The 17,569-nt window shown below is 63.1% G+C and carries 17 protein-coding genes and 1 tRNA gene; 4 read left to right on the forward strand and 14 right to left on the reverse strand.

Going from position 1 to position 17,569, the window contains the following annotated elements; all coding sequences use genetic code 11:
• The first annotated feature begins 2 nt into the window (after positions 1–2).
• Complete coding sequence (locus B7X65_RS10355) at positions 3–686, forward strand: lytic transglycosylase domain-containing protein (protein WP_293594225.1); 684 nt, start codon at positions 3–5, stop codon at positions 684–686.
• 118 nt (positions 687–804) lie between these two features.
• Here B7X65_RS10355 and B7X65_RS10360 read toward each other — a convergent pair whose 3' ends face one another.
• The 5 genes from B7X65_RS10360 to B7X65_RS10380 all read right to left on the reverse strand — a co-directional run bounded on the left by B7X65_RS10360 (position 805) and on the right by B7X65_RS10380 (position 7,410).
• Entirely contained in the window at positions 805–1,275 is a 471-nt protein-coding gene (locus B7X65_RS10360) for an NUDIX domain-containing protein (RefSeq protein ID WP_293594226.1), read from the reverse strand.
• A complete protein-coding gene (locus tag B7X65_RS10365) occupies positions 1,272–2,216 on the reverse strand; it encodes an ATP-binding protein (protein ID WP_293594227.1) in 945 nt (314 codons plus the stop codon). Before B7X65_RS10365 ends, B7X65_RS10360 begins: the two co-directional genes overlap by 4 nt.
• A 33-nt stretch (positions 2,217–2,249) precedes the next feature.
• The gene (gene argJ / locus B7X65_RS10370; protein ID WP_293594228.1) at positions 2,250–3,491 is read right to left on the reverse strand and encodes a bifunctional glutamate N-acetyltransferase/amino-acid acetyltransferase ArgJ; all 1,242 of its coding nucleotides are present in this window, start codon (positions 3,489–3,491) and stop codon (positions 2,250–2,252) included.
• 37 nt (positions 3,492–3,528) lie between these two features.
• On the reverse strand, positions 3,529–6,294 hold the full coding sequence (gene secA / locus B7X65_RS10375; RefSeq protein WP_293594229.1) for a preprotein translocase subunit SecA: 2,766 nt from the start codon (positions 6,292–6,294) through the stop codon (positions 3,529–3,531).
• A 135-nt stretch (positions 6,295–6,429) separates the two neighbouring features.
• Positions 6,430–7,410, reverse strand: a complete 981-nt coding sequence (locus B7X65_RS10380) for a M23 family metallopeptidase (protein WP_293594230.1) — start codon at positions 7,408–7,410, stop codon at positions 6,430–6,432.
• 35 nt (positions 7,411–7,445) lie between these two features.
• Between B7X65_RS10380 and B7X65_RS10385 the strand changes: the two genes are divergently transcribed.
• Positions 7,446–7,763: a hypothetical protein gene (locus tag B7X65_RS10385; protein ID WP_293594231.1), complete on the forward strand. Its 318-nt coding sequence runs from the start codon at positions 7,446–7,448 to the stop codon at positions 7,761–7,763.
• A gap of 111 nt (positions 7,764–7,874) precedes the next feature.
• On the opposite strand, the gene B7X65_RS10390 is transcribed toward B7X65_RS10385, so the two are convergent.
• The 6 genes from B7X65_RS10390 to petA form a co-directional block, all read right to left on the reverse strand.
• Positions 7,875–7,950 (reverse strand) — tRNA-Thr (locus B7X65_RS10390).
• A gap of 12 nt (positions 7,951–7,962) precedes the next feature.
• On the reverse strand, positions 7,963–8,502 hold the full coding sequence (locus B7X65_RS10395) for a ClpXP protease specificity-enhancing factor (RefSeq protein WP_293594232.1): 540 nt from the start codon (positions 8,500–8,502) through the stop codon (positions 7,963–7,965).
• A 162-nt stretch (positions 8,503–8,664) separates the two neighbouring features.
• On the reverse strand, positions 8,665–9,276 hold the full coding sequence (locus B7X65_RS10400) for a glutathione S-transferase N-terminal domain-containing protein (RefSeq protein WP_096667159.1): 612 nt from the start codon (positions 9,274–9,276) through the stop codon (positions 8,665–8,667).
• An 88-nt stretch (positions 9,277–9,364) separates the two neighbouring features.
• Positions 9,365–10,132: a cytochrome c1 gene (locus tag B7X65_RS10405; RefSeq protein WP_293594459.1), complete on the reverse strand. Its 768-nt coding sequence runs from the start codon at positions 10,130–10,132 to the stop codon at positions 9,365–9,367.
• Positions 10,133–10,151: 19 nt separating this feature from the next.
• A complete protein-coding gene (locus B7X65_RS10410; protein ID WP_293594233.1) occupies positions 10,152–11,552 on the reverse strand; it encodes a cytochrome bc complex cytochrome b subunit in 1,401 nt (466 codons plus the stop codon).
• Positions 11,553–11,626: 74 nt separating this feature from the next.
• On the reverse strand, positions 11,627–12,250 hold the full coding sequence (petA, locus tag B7X65_RS10415) for a ubiquinol-cytochrome c reductase iron-sulfur subunit (protein ID WP_096699600.1): 624 nt from the start codon (positions 12,248–12,250) through the stop codon (positions 11,627–11,629).
• Between the two features lie 235 nt (positions 12,251–12,485).
• Between petA and mscL the strand changes: the two genes are divergently transcribed.
• On the forward strand, positions 12,486–12,914 hold the full coding sequence (gene mscL, locus B7X65_RS10420) for a large conductance mechanosensitive channel protein MscL (RefSeq protein ID WP_293594234.1): 429 nt from the start codon (positions 12,486–12,488) through the stop codon (positions 12,912–12,914).
• A gap of 165 nt (positions 12,915–13,079) precedes the next feature.
• On the opposite strand, the gene pdxA is transcribed toward mscL, so the two are convergent.
• Positions 13,080–14,141 carry a 4-hydroxythreonine-4-phosphate dehydrogenase PdxA gene (pdxA, locus tag B7X65_RS10425; protein ID WP_293594235.1) on the reverse strand — a complete coding sequence of 354 codons (1,062 nt, stop codon included), beginning with the start codon at positions 14,139–14,141 and terminating at the stop codon, positions 13,080–13,082.
• A 198-nt stretch (positions 14,142–14,339) separates the two neighbouring features.
• Between pdxA and B7X65_RS10430 the strand changes: the two genes are divergently transcribed.
• Positions 14,340–15,635 (forward strand): GGDEF domain-containing protein, encoded by a 1,296-nt coding sequence (locus B7X65_RS10430; RefSeq protein ID WP_293594236.1) that lies wholly within the window; start codon positions 14,340–14,342, stop codon positions 15,633–15,635.
• Between the two features lie 13 nt (positions 15,636–15,648).
• On the opposite strand, the gene B7X65_RS10435 is transcribed toward B7X65_RS10430, so the two are convergent.
• Together B7X65_RS10435 and cysK are read right to left on the reverse strand one after the other, a co-directional pair.
• Positions 15,649–16,431 (reverse strand): Nif3-like dinuclear metal center hexameric protein, encoded by a 783-nt coding sequence (locus B7X65_RS10435; RefSeq protein ID WP_293594237.1) that lies wholly within the window; start codon positions 16,429–16,431, stop codon positions 15,649–15,651.
• Positions 16,432–16,543: 112 nt separating this feature from the next.
• Positions 16,544–17,470: a cysteine synthase A gene (cysK, locus tag B7X65_RS10440; protein WP_293594238.1), complete on the reverse strand. Its 927-nt coding sequence runs from the start codon at positions 17,468–17,470 to the stop codon at positions 16,544–16,546.
• Between the last annotated feature and the right edge of the window lie 99 nt (positions 17,471–17,569).

The following is a 17,569-nucleotide window of genomic DNA, read 5'->3' on the forward strand; positions in this document are numbered from 1 at the left end:
CAATGAGGCCGTCCAACTTCTTTTTGTCACCCCAGACACCCGCTGCAGCCGCGCCCCCGCCGGCTTCCGGGCTTTCAAGAAGAAAGTGCCTGCAGTCCTTTTCCATTCTGGGGGGAGCGCTCCTTTTTTCGGAGCAATCCCAGGCCGGTGCGCAGATCGAAGAACCCCTGATCGACTCGGTTCGCACGGCGTTGAGTTCGGCCGTCGCCAGCCAGGCGCCGCCGGTGCCCGAATTTCGCGACACCGAAAGCCGCCTCGCCTACCTGCGCTGGCTGGGCGCCATGAGCGACCGGCTCAGGAAGAAAAAGCCGGAATGGCAGATCCGCAAGGAATTCCTGCAGACGGTCTGGTACGAAAGCAAACGCGCCGGCCTGGACGTGGCGCTGGTGCTGGGCCTGATCCAGGTCGAAAGCAATTTCCGCAAATTTGCGGTCAGCCGTGTCGGCGCCCGTGGCTACATGCAGGTCATGCCTTTCTGGACCCGAGTCATTGGCGACGGCGATGCCGGCAAGCTGTTTCACATGCAGACCAACCTGCGTTTTGGCTGCGTGATCCTGCGGCACTACCTGGACCGGGAAAAAGGCGACCTGTTCCTGGGCCTGGGCCGTTACAACGGCTCGCGCGGCAAGGCGGCCTATCCGGATGCGGTGCTGGGTGCGAGAAAACAGTGGGAATTCACGGCCTGAGGCCGGCGCCCAAACGATACGCCGAATTTTCAAGCCAAAAGTGCCTACAGCCCTTATTCAGCAAGCGCAGGCAGCTATCAATAACAGAGCACGTCAAGGCCGCCGGTGCACGAACCGGTCAATCGGCAGCGTGCGTCGCGCCGGGAAACCGGCGTTCGGCCGCGAACCAGCCCAGCACCGGCAGCGTACCCGGCAACACAGGCCAGACCTCCACCGGCAGGCGCTGCCAGGCACACTGCTGACCCTCGTGCATCTGCAACTCGCCGGTCCAGTCGAACACCTTGCAGAAATGCAGCCGCACCAGCGCGTGTGGGTAGTCCACCAGCTCGATTTTCCAGGGCTGGACGGCGCCAATCGTGATACCGATTTCTTCCCGCAATTCGCGGCGCAAAGCCTGCTCCACTGTCTCGCCGGGTTCCAGCTTGCCGCCGGGGAACTCCCAGTAGTGTTCATAGACTTTGCCCGGGGGCCGCGAGGTCAGCAGGAAGTCGCCGTCCGGCCGCAACAATACCCCAACCGCGACATCGACCACCTTGCGGTCGGCGCCGCCCTCGCGCGGGCGCTCGCCGTCGGCAACCAGCACACTCATGTCGCGTGATCAGCCGCCGCGTCGCCGGGCCGCTCGTATGCCGCGATGGGCGCTGCGGCGGTGGGCCGCTGCTCGCTGTCACGGCCGGCGTAGTCGCGCGCGAACTGGTAGGCCACGCGGCCGCTGCGCGAGCCGCGCTCCAGCGCCCAGACCAGTGATGCCGGTTGGGCCGCGGTGATCGCGTCCTGGCCGACGCCGAACGATGACAGCCACTGCGCGACGATGATCAGGTATTCGTCCTGGCTGAACGGGTAGAAGCTGACCCACAGGCCAAAGCGTTCGGACAGCGAAATCTTTTCCTCGACCACCTCGCCGGGATGCACCTCGCCGTCTTCACTGCGGGAGTAGGTGAGGTTTTCCGTCATGTACTCGGGCAGCAGGTGGCGCCGGTTGCTGGTCGCGTAAATCAGCACATTCGGCGTGGCCGCGGCGATGGACCCGTCGAGGATGGACTTGAGCGCCTTGTAGCCCGGCTCGCCTTCTTCAAAACTCAGGTCGTCGCAGAACACGATGAATTTTTCGCTCAGACCGGAGACCACATCGACGATGTCGGGCAAGTCGGTCAGGTCGGTCTTGTCGACCTCAATCAGGCGCAGGCCGCGCACCGAATAGGCGTTGAGGCAGGCCTTGATCAGCGAGGACTTGCCGGTGCCGCGGGCGCCGGTCAACAGCACATTGTTGGCGGGCTTGCCGAGCACGAACTGCTCGGTGTTGCGCCGGATCTTTTCCTTCTGGCCGTCGATTTCCTTGAGGTCCGTGAGGCTCATGCTGCCGATGTGGCGCACCGGCTCCAGCGAGCCGTGGCCGGAGCTGCGCTTGCGGTAGCGCCAGGCGATCGCCTGGCTCCAGTCGGGTGCGGACAGCGGTTGCGGCAACACGGACTCAATCCGCGCCAGCAGGGATTCCGCACGCGCCATCAGGCGCTCAAATTGCTCGTTCATGGTCGATCAGGTACGAAGGAAAAGCAGGGACGCTCAACTGCGGTAGTCGGCGTTGATCTTGACGTAGTCGTAGGACAGGTCACAGGTCCAGACCGTGTCCACGGCCTGGCCGCGACCCAGCAACACGCGCACGGTGATTTCGCTTTGTTTCATCACGCGCTGGCCGTCGGCCTCGACATAGCCCGGATGCCGTCCGCCGTTTTTGGCCACCAGCACATCGTCCAGGTAAAGGTCGATTTTTGTCTGGTCGAGATCGGCGATGCCGGCATAACCGACGGCGGCCAGGATGCGGCCGAGGTTGGGATCGCTGGCAAAAAAGGCCGTCTTGACCAGCGGCGAATGCGCAATCGCATAAGCCACGAGACGGCATTCGGCAGCGGTTTTGCCGCCCTCGACCTTCACCGTGATGAACTTGGTGGCACCCTCTCCGTCGCGCACGATGGCCTGTGCCAGCTTTTTCGCGATATCCAGCATGGCAGCCTTCAGGACCTGGCCGTCGGGGCTGTCCAGCGAAGTGACAGGGGCATGCCTGGCCTGGTTGCTCGCGATCACGACAAACGAGTCGTTGGTGGAGGTGTCCCCATCGACCGTGATGCGGTTGAAAGAGCCCTCGGCCAGTTCGGTGGCGAGCTGCGCCATCAGGCCTTGCGCCACACAGGCGTCGGTCGCCAGAAATCCCAGCATGGTGGCCATGTTGGGCCGTATCATGCCGGCGCCCTTGCTGATGCCGGTGATGGTCACGGGTACACCACCCAGGGTGATGCGGCTGGAAAACGCCTTGGCCACGGTGTCCGTGGTCATGATGGCCTCGGCAGCCCGGCCCCAGTTGTCGGCCTTGGCATCGGCCAGTGCAGCGGGCAGGCCTGCGGCGATGCGTTCGTGCGGCAGGGGCTCCATGATCACACCGGTGGAAAACGGCAGGATCTGTTCCGGAGCCACATTGAGTTCGCGCGCCAGCGCAATGCAGCTGGCGTGCGCCCGGCTCAGGCCGTCCGCGCCGGTGCCGGCATTGGCGTTGCCGGTGTTGATCAGCATGGCCCGTATGCCCAGGCTCTGACCGCCTTTTTTGGCGAGGTGCTCGCGGCAAATCTGCACCGGTGCGGCGCAGAAGCGGTTTTGTGTGAACACCGCACCGACCGAAGCGCCCTCATCGAGCAGCAGCACCGACAGGTCCTTGCGGCCGGCCTTGCGTATGCCCGCCTCGGCAATGCCCCAGCGCACGCCGGGCACGGGATGGAGCTGGTCGGCAGGCGTGGCAAGCAGGTTCACAGGCATGTTGTCTTGGCTCCAGAAGCAGGCCGGCGGGCGAAACTCAATTGAGTTTGCCGTGGCAGAGTTTGTATTTTTTTCCCGAGCCGCAAGGGCACGGATCGTTACGGCCCACCCGTGGCACGGCGCCGTCCGGCAAGGCCTGCTTGTAACGCAGCGATTCCTCGTCCACCGTGGTTTCCACTTCGCCGGTTTCAGTGGGCGCCGTGTAGGTCACGTTGGCGATCCTCTCCGCGCGGTCTTCCATTTCCTCGGCGGCCTGACCGAGCTGTTCGCCCGACTGGACCTGGACCGTCATGAGCAATTTGGTGACTTCGTTTTTCACGCTGTCGAGCAACTGGCCGAACAGCTCGAAGGCTTCCCGCTTGTACTCCTGCTTGGGCTGCTTCTGGGCATAACCGCGCAGGTGGATGCCCTGGCGCAGGTAGTCGAGCGAGCTCAGGTGCTCGCGCCAGTGCGAGTCAATGCTCTGCAGCAGCACGATGCGCTCGAACTGGGTGAAGTTTTCCTCACCGATTTTTTCAACCTTGTCGGCAAAAGCCGCGTTGGCGGCGGCAATCACTTTTTCCAGCAGGTCTTCATCGGTGATGGCAGTCGCTGCTTCCACATCGCCCTGCAGCGACAGCTCCATCTGCCACTCATCACGCAGCACTTTTTCCAGGCCCGCAATGTCCCACTGCTCTTCCACGCTTTCGGCCGGGATGTACTGGCGCACCAGGTCGGTAAAGCAACCCTCGCGCAGGGAGGCGATCTGCCCTTCCAGGCTGGCCGCGTCCATGATGTCGTTGCGCTGCTGGTAAATCACCTTGCGCTGGTCGTTGGCCACATCGTCGTATTCCAGCAGCTGCTTGCGAATATCGAAGTTGCGTGCTTCCACCTTGCGCTGGGCGGATTCGATGCTGCGCGTCACGATGCCTGCTTCGATGGCCTCACCGTCCGGCATCTTGAGCCGCTCCATGATGGCGCGGACCCGGTCGCCGGCAAAAATGCGCATCAGCGTGTCGTCCAGGCTCAGGTAAAAACGCGAGGAGCCGGGGTCACCCTGGCGGCCCGAGCGGCCGCGCAGCTGGTTGTCGATGCGGCGGGACTCGTGCCGCTCCGTCGCGATGATGCGCAGACCGCCGAGTGATTTGACTTTTTCATGCTCTTGCGCCCATTCGGCGCGCAGGCGTGCGATTTCCGCATCCTTGGCATCTTTGGGCGCATCCTCCATCGCCTGAACCGCTTCAACCTGTTTCTCCACATTGCCGCCAAGCACGATGTCCGTGCCGCGGCCGGCCATGTTGGTGGCGATCGTGATCATGCCGGGGCGGCCGGCCTGGGCCACGATGTCCGCTTCGCGCGCATGCTGCTTGGCGTTGAGCACCTGGTGCGGCAGCTTTTCCTTGTCCAGCAACTGGTCGATGATTTCCGAATTTTCGATCGACGTGGTGCCCACCAGCACCGGCTGGCCGCGTTCATGGCACTCGCGAATGTCCTTGATGGCCGCCTCGTATTTTTCACGCGTGGTTTTGTACACGCGATCGAGCTGGTCCTCGCGCCGGCTCGGGCGATTCGGCGGGATCACTATGGTCTCGAGCCCGTAGATTTCCTGGAACTCGTAGGCCTCGGTGTCGGCCGTTCCGGTCATGCCGGCCAGCTTGCCGTACAGGCGGAAGTAATTCTGGAAGGTGATCGATGCCAGGGTCTGGTTCTCGGCCTGGATCTCCACGCCCTCTTTCGCCTCGACGGCCTGATGCAGGCCCTCGCTCCAGCGCCGGCCCGACATCAGGCGGCCGGTGAACTCGTCGACGATCACGATCTCGCCGTCCTGCACCACATAGTGCTGGTCGCGGTGGTAGATGTGGTTGGCACGCAGGGCCGCGTACAGGTGATGCATCAGCGAGATGTTCGCCGGGTCGTACAGCGTGGCGCCTTCGGGAATCAGGCCCAGGCTGAACAGGATGCGTTCGGCATTTTCATGGCCCTGCTCGGTCAGGAACACCTGATGCGTCTTTTCATCGAGCGTGAAGTCGCCGGGCTTGATGATGCCCTCGCCGGTACGCGGGTCGGCCTCGCCTTCCTGGCGCGTCAGCAGGGGAACCACCTTGTTGATGGCCAGGTACATCTCGGTGTGGTCTTCGGCCTGGCCGCTGATGATCAGCGGCGTGCGGGCTTCGTCGATCAGGATCGAGTCCACCTCATCGACGATGGCGTAGTTCAGTCCGCGCTGAACACGGTCGGCCACTTCGTAGACCATGTTGTCGCGCAGGTAGTCAAAACCGAATTCGTTGTTCGTGCCGTAGGTGATGTCGGCACGGTAGGCTTCCTGCTTCTCGGGGCGCTGCATGTTCGGCAGGTTGATGCCGACCGTCAGACCCAGGAAGTTGTAAAGCTTGCCCATCCATTGGGCGTCGCGGTTGGCGAGGTAGTCGTTGACCGTGACCACATGCACGCCCTTGCCGGTCAGCGCATTGAGGTAGACCGGCAGCGTCGCTGTCAGGGTTTTGCCTTCGCCGGTTCCCATCTCGGAAATCTTGCCGTTATGCAGCGACATGCCGCCCAGCATCTGCACGTCGAAATGGCGCATCTTCATGACACGCTTGCTGCCTTCCCGGACCACGGCAAAGGCTTCGGGGAGGATGGCGTCCAAAGTCTCGCCCTTGGCCAGGCGGTCTATGAATTCCCGGGTCTTGGCACGCAGCTGCTCATCATCGAGGGCTTCCAGTGGCGCTTCCAGTGCATTGATTTGCTCGATGGATTTGCGGTAGGTTTTGAGCAGGCGGTCGTTGCGGCTGCCGAAGATTTTGGTCAGGATATTGGAAGCCATAAATGCGAGGCCGCGCTGACAGCTCCCATGAGCGGGCAGTGCGGCCGAAATCCTTATTGAGTATCGACTTAGGTGTGGGCGCTGCCAGCTGGTTTCAACTGCGCGCGAAGCGCAGATTTTACCTCTGCCGCGCTCTTACTTCGGCCGGACGGTCTGGACGGCCGGTCCCGGGGCCGAAGGAGCAGCGGCAAGCGCCATCGGCGCGGGCAGTTTCTGGCCCGCCGTCAGGAATTTCTGGGGATCCTGGAACACGCCCTGCACCAGCACCTCAAAATGCAGATGCGGCCCGGTCGAACGCCCGGTCGTGCCCACCTCGGCAATTTTCTGGCCCCGCTTGATCAGGTCGCCCTTTTTAACCATCACCCTCGACGCATGACCATAACGGGACACCAGGTCGTTGCCGTGGTCGATTTCGACCATGTTGCCGTACGCCGGGTGATATTCCTGCGTAACCACAACGCCTCCCGCCGCCGCCAGAATCGAGGTGCCGGGTTCGGCCGGGAAATCCAGCCCGGTGTGGAGTGCGGAGCGACCGTTCAGCGGGTCAATCCGCCAGCCAAAAGCGGAGCCGAGCACGCCGGCCGCCACCGGCTGCTGGGTGGGCACCATCATCTTCTTGATCTTCTGGTCAAACAGCCTGGACTCCATCACCGTCATCAGGTCCACACGCTGATCTGTCAATTTGTCGAGGTCGGCCAGGGTCGCCTGCAGCTCTTCCATGCTCAGCGAGCGTCCTTCCACCAGCGCACCGCCGCGCCCAGGCTGGGTCCTGATATCGTTGGGATTGACGCCTGCCAGGCCCGACACCCGCTCACCAAGCGATTCGAGCTGCATCATCTTGGCCTGCATTTCGCCCAGGCGTTTGGCCATGGCGTCGAGGTTTTCCCGCATGAAGCGGTCCCGTTGTTCGAACTCGTCCTTGACCACCAATTTGACGAGGGCACCGATCACCGGCCAGCCCTCGCGCGCACCCTTGAGGAAAACCCAGTGGTACATGCCTGCCGCCACCAGCATCAATGCCAGTGCCGCGACAAAACCCGCCACCACCAGCTTGGTTCCACTCAGATAAATGGCACGGCTTTGCGCCAGCCAGGCATCCGTGATAATCAAATGCACGTGTTCGTCTCCTTCACAATCAGAGCCTGATAACCTTGAACTCCAGCCCTCGTCTCCACCAGGCCGTCACTTTCAGCCAGGCTGTCGAGAACTCGCCATCGCTGGCGCGGCTGGCCGGGCTTATCCAGGAATCCAGCGACCGGCTCAAGGCTGTGGAGTCCCTGATTCCTGAAGCCTTGCGCCCCGCGATTCAGGCTGGACCGATTGAAGACGGCACCTGGTGCCTGCTGGTCAGCAGCAATGCCGCTGCGGCCAAAGTACGCCAGTTGCTGCCCCTGATCCAGTCCCGCCTGATCGACAAAGGTTGGAAGGTTACCTCAATTCGGTTGAAGATACTAATCGGCCGAAAGTAGTAGCCAGCCTGACCTGCTCACGGCCAAGGCCAGCCTGCCTTGGCCGGACTGCTATCAAATGGGGAGTCAACACTGTCCGCTGGCAGCAGGCCGGGGCAGGATGGAGGAAAATGGTGCCGCTTGTCGGATTCGAACTGACGACCTACCGCTTACAAGGCGGTTGCTCTACCAACTGAGCTAAAGCGGCACAAACTCTATTTTACTTGACGCGCTTGAGTGAAGGGCGCTTGCCTTGTTGCGGCTTGGGTGGTTCGGGCGGTTCCGGATCATCGTCGCGCACCGAAGAGGCCGAAGAGGAATTGTTGGCTGGAACCAATTGTACGATCTTCGCCTCCGAGGCTGGAGACGGGTCCACCTCCGTTGCGACAGGCGGCGCGTCCGCCTGAACCGGTGACTGGGGAACACCCTCCGACGGCCCTGTCGCCAGCGGAAACGCCATTCCCTGACCGTTCTCGCGGGCGTAAATGGCAATCACACGGCCAATCGGCACCATGATCTCGCGGGCACTCCCGGCAAAACGCGCCTTGAACTCGATGAAGTCATTGCCCAGCTTGAGCGAGCTCGTCGCATCAAAACTGATGTTGAGCACGATCTCGTTGTTCTTGACGTATTCACGCGGCACCTGCACGGTTTCATCCACAGCCACCGCCACATAAGGCGTGAGCCCGTTGTCGGTACACCAGTCGTACAGCGCCCGAATCAGGTAGGGGCGTGTGGAGGTGGAGTCCAGGGCGTTCATGACATCAGCCAAGCGAGATCCGGGCCATTGCAATAGACGAAGCTGCAAGCGTGGGGTCCCGCTCCTTCAAGCAGGGGCCGCGGGTCCGGCTCTGCCGGCCCGCAGGCGCAGCGGCCCCCTCGGGGGGCAGCGCAGCACACGCAGTGGCAAGCGTGGGGGCCATTACTTTCTCATGACCTTCTCGGACGGCGTGAGCGCCTCGATGTAGGCCGGACGCGAAAAAATGCGCTCGGCGTACTTGAGCAGCGGCGCGGCATTTTTCGACAGGTCGATGTCGTAGTAATCCAGGCGCCAGAGCAACGGGGCAATCGCCACGTCGAGCATGGAGAAGTTGTCGCCCAGCATGAACTTGTTTTTCAGGAACACGGGTGCCAGCTGCGTCAGGCGGTCACGGATGTGCGAGCGGGCCTTTTCGAGCGCCTTTTCGTTGCCCTTGGAAGCGCGTGCTTCCAGCGTGCTGACGTGGACAAACAGTTCTTTTTCAAAGTTGAGCAGGAACAGGCGAACCCGCGCACGGTCGACCGGGTCGCCGGGCATCAGTTGCGGATGCGGGAAACGCTCGTCGATGTATTCATTGATGATGTTCGACTCATACAGAATCAGGTCGCGCTCCACCAGAATCGGCACCTGGCCGTAGGGGTTCATGACATTGATGTCTTCGGGCTTGTTGTACAAGTCCACATCGCGGATTTCGAAGTCCATGCCTTTTTCAAACAGCACAAAACGGCAGCGATGCGAAAACGGGCAGGTCGTGCCTGAATAAAGGACCATCATGGTTCGGAACTCCTAAATGCAAAGGAGTGGAACCGTTGAAGGCATCCACTCCAGAAGGTGCCGGGAAGCCAGCCCCGGCGAAAAAAAATTACTTGATGTCTTTCCAGAATGCCGCGTTCAGGCGCCAGGCAACGAAAGTCAGACCCAGCAGAAACAGCAGCACCCAAGCACCCACCCTGACGCGGGTATTCTGTGCAGGCTCGGCCATCCACTGCAGGTAGCCCACCAGGTCGCCCATGGCCTGGTCGTACTGAAGGTTCGTCATGGTGCCAGGTGTCACCTGCTGCCAGCCCTTGAAGACCGCCACCTTGTGGCCATGCTCTTCCTTTTCCTCATACAGCGGCTTGCGCTCGCCGGACAGTTCCCACAACACATGCGGCATGGCCACAGTGGGGAAGGCCAGATTATTCCAGCCGGTGGCAGTATTGCCGTCGCGGTAATACGTGCGCAGATAGGTGTAGAGGTAGTCCGCACCACTGCCGCCCGCACCTGCGCGTGAGCGCGCGATCACGGTCAGGTCAGGCGGGTTCGCACCAAACCAGTCCTTGGCCTGCTTCGGGTCGATCGAGGCCTTCATGGTCTCGCCCACCTTGTCGGTGGCAAACAGCAGGTTGTCCTTGATCTGCTGCTCGGTCAGACCGATGTCGCGCAGGCGGTTGTAGCGCATGAACGCGGCGGAGTGGCAGTTCAGGCAGTAGTTGACGAACAGCTTGGCGCCGTTCTGCAACGCGCCCAGGTCGTTGGTCTTGTTGGGCGCCTTGTCCCAGGCAATGCCCGTGGTCGCCGCGTGCGCGCCCGTACCGGCCAGCGCCAGCACGACGGCAAAACCCAGAGCCAGTTGTTTCAGTGTCTTCATCATGTCAGGAGTCTCCGGCTCAATGGGCAACAAAAGTCACGCGGTCAGGAACCGGCCGGAAAGTGCCCAGGCGGCTCCACCAGGGCATCAGCAGGAAGAAGCCGAAATAAAACAGCGTTCCGACCTGCGAGACGCGCTCGTTGATCAATGAGGGGGGGTTGATGCCGAGGTAACCGAGCACCAGGAAGTTGACGACAAAAATGCCGTACAGCCACGAATGCCAGGTGGGCCGGTAACGGATCGATTTGGCGGCACTGTTATCCAGCCATGGCAGGAAAAACAGGATGATGACCGCGCCACCCATGACAACCACGCCCCAGAACTTGGCGTCGATCATCAGCATCGCGCCTATCAGCACCACGGCGGCGCCAACAATCACCAGCTTGAACAGCGCGGCGATTTTTGCCTTGAGCGCACCCAGCATCGCACCCGCCAGCACGCAGGCAATAAGCGCATACATCATCTCGCTGGTGATGGCGCGCAGCATCGAGTAGTAGGGCGTGAAATACCAGACCGGGGCGATGTGCAGCGGCGTCTTCAGTGGGTCGGCCGGGATGAAGTTGTTGTACTCGAGGAAATAACCGCCGGCCTCGGGGGCAAAGAAGATGATGGCCGAGAAGATCATCAGGAACACGCTGACCGCAAAAATGTCGTGCACCGTGTAGTAGGGATGGAAGGGAATGCCATCGAGCGGCTTGCCGGCGGCGTCTTTTTTTGCCTTGATTTCCACACCGTCGGGGTTGTTGGAGCCGACTTCATGCAGCGCGATCAGGTGCGCGACCACGAGACCCAGCAGCACCAGTGGCACGGCGATCACGTGGAAGGCGAAAAAGCGGTTCAGCGTGGCGTCGCCGACCACGTAGTCGCCGCGGATCAGCAGGGCCAGATCAGGGCCGATGAAGGGAATGGCGGCAAACAGGTTGACGATCACCTGGGCGCCCCAGTAGCTCATCTGGCCCCATGGCAGCAGGTAACCCATGAAGGCCTCCGCCATCAGCGCCAGGAAAATCGCACAGCCGAAAATCCAGATCAGCTCGCGCGGCTTGCGGTAGCTGCCGTAGAGCAGTCCGCGGAACATGTGCAGATAGACCACGATGAAAAACGCCGATGCGCCTGTCGAGTGCATGTAGCGGATCAGCCAGCCCCAGGGCACGTCGCGCATGATGTATTCGACCGAGCCAAACGCCAGCGCGGCATCAGGCTTGTAATGCATGGTCAGGAAAATGCCGGTGACGATCTGGATGACCAGCACCAGCAGCGCCAGCGAGCCGAACACGTACCAGAAGTTGAAGTTCTTCGGTGCGTAGTATTCGCTCATGTGCTCTTTGTAGAGCTTGCTGGCCGGGAAGCGGTTGTCGACCCAGTTCATCAACCTGGCGGCAGCCGGCGCATCGGGGGAAATTTCTTTGAATTCAGCCATAAGGGGTCCTATTTGCTACTCGATGGGGGACTTGGCGGGCGCCACGCGGCGCCGGCGGGTTGTCCAGCAAAGCTTCAGGCTTTTTTGTCCTCGCCAATCAGCAGCTTGGCATCTGACAGGTACATGTGAGGCGGCACTTCAAGGTTGTCCGGCGCCGGCTTGTTTTTGTAGACGCGGCCGGCGATGTCGAAGGTGGAACCGTGGCAGGCGCACAGAAAACCGCCCGCCCAGTCATCAGGCAGCGATGGCTGGGCACCAGGGGTGAACTTGTCGCTGGGCGAGCAGCCCAGGTGGGTGCAGATACCGACAGCCACAAAATATTCGGGCTTGATGGAGCGGTTTTCGTTGCGGGCGTACTCGGGTGTGAGTTCGCCGGGCTTGCGCTCGGATTTCGGGTCGGCCAGCTGCGGGTCCAGCTTGGCCAGACCGGCCAGTTGCTCGGGCGTGCGCCTGACGATCCAGACCGGCTTGCCGCGCCATTCCACCGTGAGCTTCTCGCCCGGTTTCATGGTTGAAATATCAACTTCTACCGAAGCGCCGGCGGCTTTTGCGCGCTCGGAAGGCTGGAAGGTGCTGACGAAGGGCACGGCGACAGCGGCCACACCGGCACCGCCGACAGCGCAGGTCGTCACGATCCAGTTTCTTTTGTCTTTGTCAATCGGTGCGCCGGGCGGCACGTTAAGGCTTGCTTGGGTCATGGATGTCCTACAAGAACAGGGCTTGAAAAACTTGAAAGAGGGCTTATTGGGGTCAACCCGGGATTGTAACGGAGCGCGAATGGCATTTTCAAGCCGCGAGACCCATTCCGACAGCGCGGCTGCGACATCGGCAGGCCCGGAGCGCCGGGACAGTCCGAACAGACATCGTTACGCCTTTGCCTCGCAGCATGGGCACAATGGCGGGTGTTGACCAACCACACAAGGAGCACCCCCCATGGGAATGATGAAGGAATTCAAGGAATTCGCCGTCAAGGGCAATGTCATTGATCTGGCTGTGGGCGTGATCATAGGCGCCGCTTTCGCCAAGATTGTGGACTCGGTGGTCAGCGACCTGATCCTGCCGCTGGTGGGGGCGGTGATTGGCAAGCTCGACTTCTCGAATCTTTTTGTGGTCCTGGGCAACGTACCCGCGGGCACGGCCATGACACTCGACGCGCTGAAGAAAGCCGGCGTTCCGGTATTTGCCTATGGCAGCTTCATCACGGTGGCGGTCAACTTTGCCATCCTGGCCTTCATCATTTTCCTGATGATCAGGCAGATCAACCGGCTGAAAAGGGAAACCCCGGCAGCGCCGGCTACGCCCGCCGCCCCGCCCGAAGACGTGGTGCTGCTGCGCGAGATCCGCGACAGCCTGAGGAAATAAGCTCCCCCCTGTGGCTCGCTCACTTCGTGTAGCGGGCCTCTCCCCTGCAGGGGACGGCGCCTGCCGGCTGGCGAAGCCAGACCGGCGGCCCCCGCTGAGCCATACATGGCGCCTGCTATCCATCTGATAGCTACTTGCGCCCGTTCTGCCTGGACTGCAGGCCTTTTAACCCCCGAAAAAGGCCAGTTTGCGCGCCATGCGGATGGCCGCCAGCAGGCTGGACGCGTCGGCCCGGCCGCTACCGGCGATATCAAACGCCGTGCCGTGGTCCGGGCTGGTGCGCACCAGCGGCAGGCCCAGCGTGACATTGACGCCCTGCTCCACCCCCAGGTACTTGACCGGAATCAGGCCCTGGTCGTGGTACATCGCCACCACCACGTCGAACTCGCCGCCCTGCCCGGCCGGAGCGCGGGCCCTCATGAACACGGTATCGGGGGCGAAGGGGCCGCTCACATCCAGTCCCTCTTCACGGGCCCTGGCGATCGCCGGCGCGATGATGTCCACCTCTTCGCGGCCAAACAGGCCGCCCTCGCCGGCGTGCGGGTTCAGGCCGGCCACCGCGATACGCGGCCGGCCGCCCGAGGCGCTGCGCACCGCCTGGTGCGTGATGCGCAGGGTCTGCAACACGTTGTCGAAAGTCACGGCGGCTATCGCCTCGCGCAGAGAGAGATGGATGCTGACCAGCACGGTCTTGAGCTCGTCGTTGGCCAGCATCATGCGCACCGGCAACGCGGACACGTCCTTGCCGAGGAAAGCCGCGGCTTCGGACTGCAACAGTTCGGTGTGGCCGGGAAAACGCGCAAACGCCGCGCCGGCGGCGGCCAGCGCTTCCTTGTGGATGGGCGCGGTGACCATCGCCGCACACTCGCCGGCCAGGGTCGCCTGGGCCGCCCAGACGATGCAGTCTGCCGCCGCCTTGCCAGCCAAAGCACTGATTTTCCCAAAAGGGACGGGCGCAGGCAGCTCGCATTTTTGTAGCACAGGGATGCAGCGCGGCGGCACGGCCTGCCAGTGGTCGGCCGCGTCAAGTTGGGCCACGGATGACGCCAGGGCCGGGCCGCCACCGACCAGTTGCGCGGCGCGGCGCAGGCTCGCGACATCACCCACCACCACGCAGCCGGCCAGTTCGGCCGGCGCGTCGCGAAAGGCCCTGGCGATGATTTCCGGCCCAATCCCGGCCGGATCGCCCATGGTGATGGCCAGTGGCCGCTTTCTCAGGTCCTGCATCTCTTCCCCTGGCGGTCTGTACGTCCCATAATGGTTTGCATGGCGCTGGTGCGTCACGGTGTCACAAGCTGCTTGCCGACCCACCTGACGGACAGGTAGCCGGCAAGGCCACTGAACAGGGGAAAGCGAAGACATGCATCCTGCCGGTATTCTCGCGCAAACCCTGACCTGCGCCCCTGCCCCATGGTGGAAGGCGGCATGAACACGGCCGAAACCATCATCTGGAGCGCCGCCGCAGGATCGATTGGCCTGGTGGTCCTGCTCGGCGCGGCAGACGCGCTTGTCAGCCGGAGCCGCGCCAGTGTGCAAAGCCTGGTTTACCTCACGGCTTGCTGGCTGTTTTTCACGCTGCTCAGCGGTCTTGCGGCAACCATGCTGCCACGCCCCGATGTGTCCTGGCTGCATACCGCCCAGGTGCTGATCGGCCCCCTGTGCGGGGGTCTGGGCACTTACGGTGCGAGCCAGTGGCTGGCCGCCGCCCGGCGCGACCGGCTCACCGACCTCAGCTTTCGCACGGTCAGCACCCTGTGCCTGGCGGGTGGACCGCTGTGCCTGCTGCTTGCGCCAGGCCTGCAGCTGCCGGCCTCGGCGGGGCTGGCCGTGCTGAGCCTGTCGGTGACCTTGTGGCTGGCCGTGCGTGCGGCGCAGCAGGGCGACCGGCTCGCTTGGGGGCTGGCCGGTGGCTGCCTGTTGACACTGCCGCTCCAGCTCGGCCTGTACTGGCTGGTGCTCAACACCGGCCGGCCCTCGGTCCTGTTGCAGGGCGGCGTGGCCCTGCTCGGTTTGCTCAGCGTCTCGGTGATCGCCGTGACTTTGTGGCTGCGCAACCACCAAGACCTGGAAATCCGCCATGCCGGCCAGTCGCGGCGCGATCCCACCACCCAGCTTTACAGCAGTGTCGTGCTGGTGCAGAAAATCCTGCGTGCGCAGCGCCGGCTGACGCGCACCCGGCGCGATGGCGCGATCATGGCGGTACGGGTGTTCGAGCCCGAGCGGCTGCTCGACCAGGTGGGCCAGCACGGCCTGAACGAGATTTACGCGCAGCTGGCGCGGCGCATGCAGCGCCACACCGGCGTCGTCAACCCCGCGGGGCGGTATTACGACCGCTGTTTTGTGGTGCTGATCGAGAGCCTGCATTCGCCCGGCTGGATACGCACCATGGGACTGCGCGTGGCCTCCAGCCTGCGGCGGCCGCTGGAGATCAGTGCGCTCAACGGTGAGCGCATCAGGATCAGCGCCGACATCAGCGTCGGCATGGTCCATTTGACGGGTGCAGGCAGGGACGTGGCCCAGCTGCTGCACGAGGCCGAGGAGATGGCCGCGGCCGCACGCGGCATGCGCTCGCGCGCCGCGCTGCTCGACGAGATCAGCCGCCAGGCCGTGCCGGTGGAAAATGCCCAGCTCGGCGTGAGCTGGCATGCCATGCGCTCGGGGCGTCAGCACCACGCACGCAACAACGGCCACGGCGCCCGGCCACGCAGGACGCCGGCCTGACAGCACCCGGTGCTCAGGCCGGATTGTCGATGTCGATGAACTCGTGCGCCAGCCCGAACTGCGCGGCCACGTGCGCCGCCACGGCGGGCGCGCCGTAACGCTCGGACGCGTGGTGACCGCAGGCGATGAAGGCCACGCCCATTTCGCGGGCGTAATGCGCCTGCGGCTCGGAGATCTCGCCGGTGATGAAGGCGTCGGCCCCGGCGGCAATCGCGTCCTCGAAGTAGCCCTGTGCGCCGCCGCTGCACCATGCTATGTTTTTAATAGCTGCTGGCGCCCGTCCAACAAGGGTGACCGGCCGATTTAATGCATTTTTGACATGGGAGGCCAGGCTCTCGGCGCTGTCAAAACCTTCACTGGTGCCACTGCGCCCGCCCAGGAAACCCAGCTTGTTCTCGCCGAACCAGCGGTCCGCCTTCAGCCCAAGCTGCAGACCCAGCTGCGCGTTGTTGCCGAGTTCGGGGTGGGCATCCAGCGGCAAATGGTAGGCGTAGAGGTTGATGTCGTGTGCCAGCAGCAGGCCCAAGCGCTGTTTCATCCAGCCGGTGACGCGTCCGTCCTGGCCGCGCCAGAACAGGCCATGGTGCACAAAAATCGCGTCGGCCTGCGCGGCCACTGCGGCTTCAATCAGGGCCAGGCTGGCGGTGACACCGGAGACGATCTTGCGCACCTCCGCCTTGCCCTCAACCTGCAGGCCGTTCGGCCCGTAGTCCTTGAAAGTCTCGGGCTGCAGCAACTGGTCGAAAGCGGCCAGCAGCAACGCGCGCGGCGCAATCGCGGAGCTGTCAGAACTCATGGGCACCCCACCTTTCTTTTCCAGCCGGGGCCGCGGAACCGGCTTCGCCGGGCCGCAGGCGCAGCGGCCCCCTCGGGGGGCAGCGTAGTACGCGCAGCGACAAGCGTGGGGGTCATTGGGGCAGGAAGCCTTCAATCGACAGGTAACGCTCACCGGTGTCGTAGTTGAAACCCAGCACCGTGCTGCCGGCAGGAATCTCCGGCAGTTTCTGCGCGATGGCCGCCAGCGTGGCCCCTGACGAGATGCCGACCAGCAGGCCCTCTTCGGTCGCGCTGCGGCGGGCAAAGTCCTTGGCGGCATCGCCTTCGACCTGGATCACGCCGTCCAGCAGGCTGGTTTTCAGGTTGGCCGGAATGAAGCCCGCGCCTATGCCCTGGATCGGGTGCGGTGAGGGTTTGCCGCCGCTGATCACCGGCGAGGCCGAGGGCTCCACCGCATAAACCTTGGTGTTTGGAAATTTGGCCTTCAACACCTGCGCCACGCCACTCAGGTGGCCGCCGGTGCCGACCCCGGTAATCAGGTAGTCCACGCCGTCAGGAAAGTCCGCCAGGATTTCCTCGGCCGTGGTCCTTACATGCACTTCGATGTTGGCCGGGTTTTCAAACTGCTGTGGCATCCAGGCGCCAAGGGTCTGCGATACCAGCTCTTTGGCGCGGGCAATCGCGCCGTTCATGCCTTTTTCGCGCGGCGTCAGCTCGAAACTGGCGCCGTAAGCCAGCATCAGCCGGCGCCGCTCGATGCTCATGCTGTCGGGCATCACCAGCACCAGTGTGTAGCCCTTGACCGCCGCGACCATGGCCAGCCCGACACCGGTGTTGCCCGAGGTCGGCTCGATGATGGTGCCGCCGGGCTTCAGCGCGCCCGACTGCTCGGCCGCTTCCACCATGGACAGCGCGATGCGGTCCTTGATGGAGCCGCCCGGGTTGCTGCGCTCGGACTTGATGTAGATCTGGTGGGTCTGGCAGGCCGCACCAAAAAGCCGGTTGATCCGGATGTGGGGCGTATGACCGATGGTGGCGAGGACGCTGGCAGCTTTCATGGCGGGTTCCTTGTGTTTTTGCCCGGAACCGGAGCGGTTGCGCGGACGCAGGGCTGCTGCAAATTATGTCTCCTCCCGACGGGGCGCGCTGAACACGGA

This window comes from Polaromonas sp. 39-63-25 (assembly GCF_002278925.1).
Classification (GTDB): Bacteria; Pseudomonadota; Gammaproteobacteria; order Burkholderiales; family Burkholderiaceae_C; genus Polaromonas.

Coding starts and splice junctions, on each gene's coding strand:
- pdxA (WP_293594235.1), bottom strand. CDS start 14,141: ATGCAGGACCTGAGAAAGCGGCCACTGGCCATCACCATGGGCGATCCG.
- B7X65_RS10365 (WP_293594227.1), bottom strand. CDS start 2,216: ATGAACGAGCAATTTGAGCGCCTGATGGCGCGTGCGGAATCCCTGCTG.
- secA (WP_293594229.1), bottom strand. CDS start 6,294: ATGGCTTCCAATATCCTGACCAAAATCTTCGGCAGCCGCAACGACCGC.
- B7X65_RS10395 (WP_293594232.1), bottom strand. CDS start 8,502: ATGAACGCCCTGGACTCCACCTCCACACGCCCCTACCTGATTCGGGCG.
- cysK (WP_293594238.1), bottom strand. CDS start 17,470: ATGAAAGCTGCCAGCGTCCTCGCCACCATCGGTCATACGCCCCACATC.
- B7X65_RS10435 (WP_293594237.1), bottom strand. CDS start 16,431: ATGAGTTCTGACAGCTCCGCGATTGCGCCGCGCGCGTTGCTGCTGGCC.
- B7X65_RS10400 (WP_096667159.1), bottom strand. CDS start 9,276: ATGATGGTCCTTTATTCAGGCACGACCTGCCCGTTTTCGCATCGCTGC.
- B7X65_RS10405 (WP_293594459.1), bottom strand. CDS start 10,132: ATGAAGACACTGAAACAACTGGCTCTGGGTTTTGCCGTCGTGCTGGCG.
- B7X65_RS10355 (WP_293594225.1), top strand. CDS start 3: ATGAGGCCGTCCAACTTCTTTTTGTCACCCCAGACACCCGCTGCAGCC.
- B7X65_RS10430 (WP_293594236.1), top strand. CDS start 14,340: ATGAACACGGCCGAAACCATCATCTGGAGCGCCGCCGCAGGATCGATT.
- argJ (WP_293594228.1), bottom strand. CDS start 3,491: ATGCCTGTGAACCTGCTTGCCACGCCTGCCGACCAGCTCCATCCCGTG.
- mscL (WP_293594234.1), top strand. CDS start 12,486: ATGGGAATGATGAAGGAATTCAAGGAATTCGCCGTCAAGGGCAATGTC.
- petA (WP_096699600.1), bottom strand. CDS start 12,250: ATGACCCAAGCAAGCCTTAACGTGCCGCCCGGCGCACCGATTGACAAA.
- B7X65_RS10410 (WP_293594233.1), bottom strand. CDS start 11,552: ATGGCTGAATTCAAAGAAATTTCCCCCGATGCGCCGGCTGCCGCCAGG.
- B7X65_RS10360 (WP_293594226.1), bottom strand. CDS start 1,275: ATGAGTGTGCTGGTTGCCGACGGCGAGCGCCCGCGCGAGGGCGGCGCC.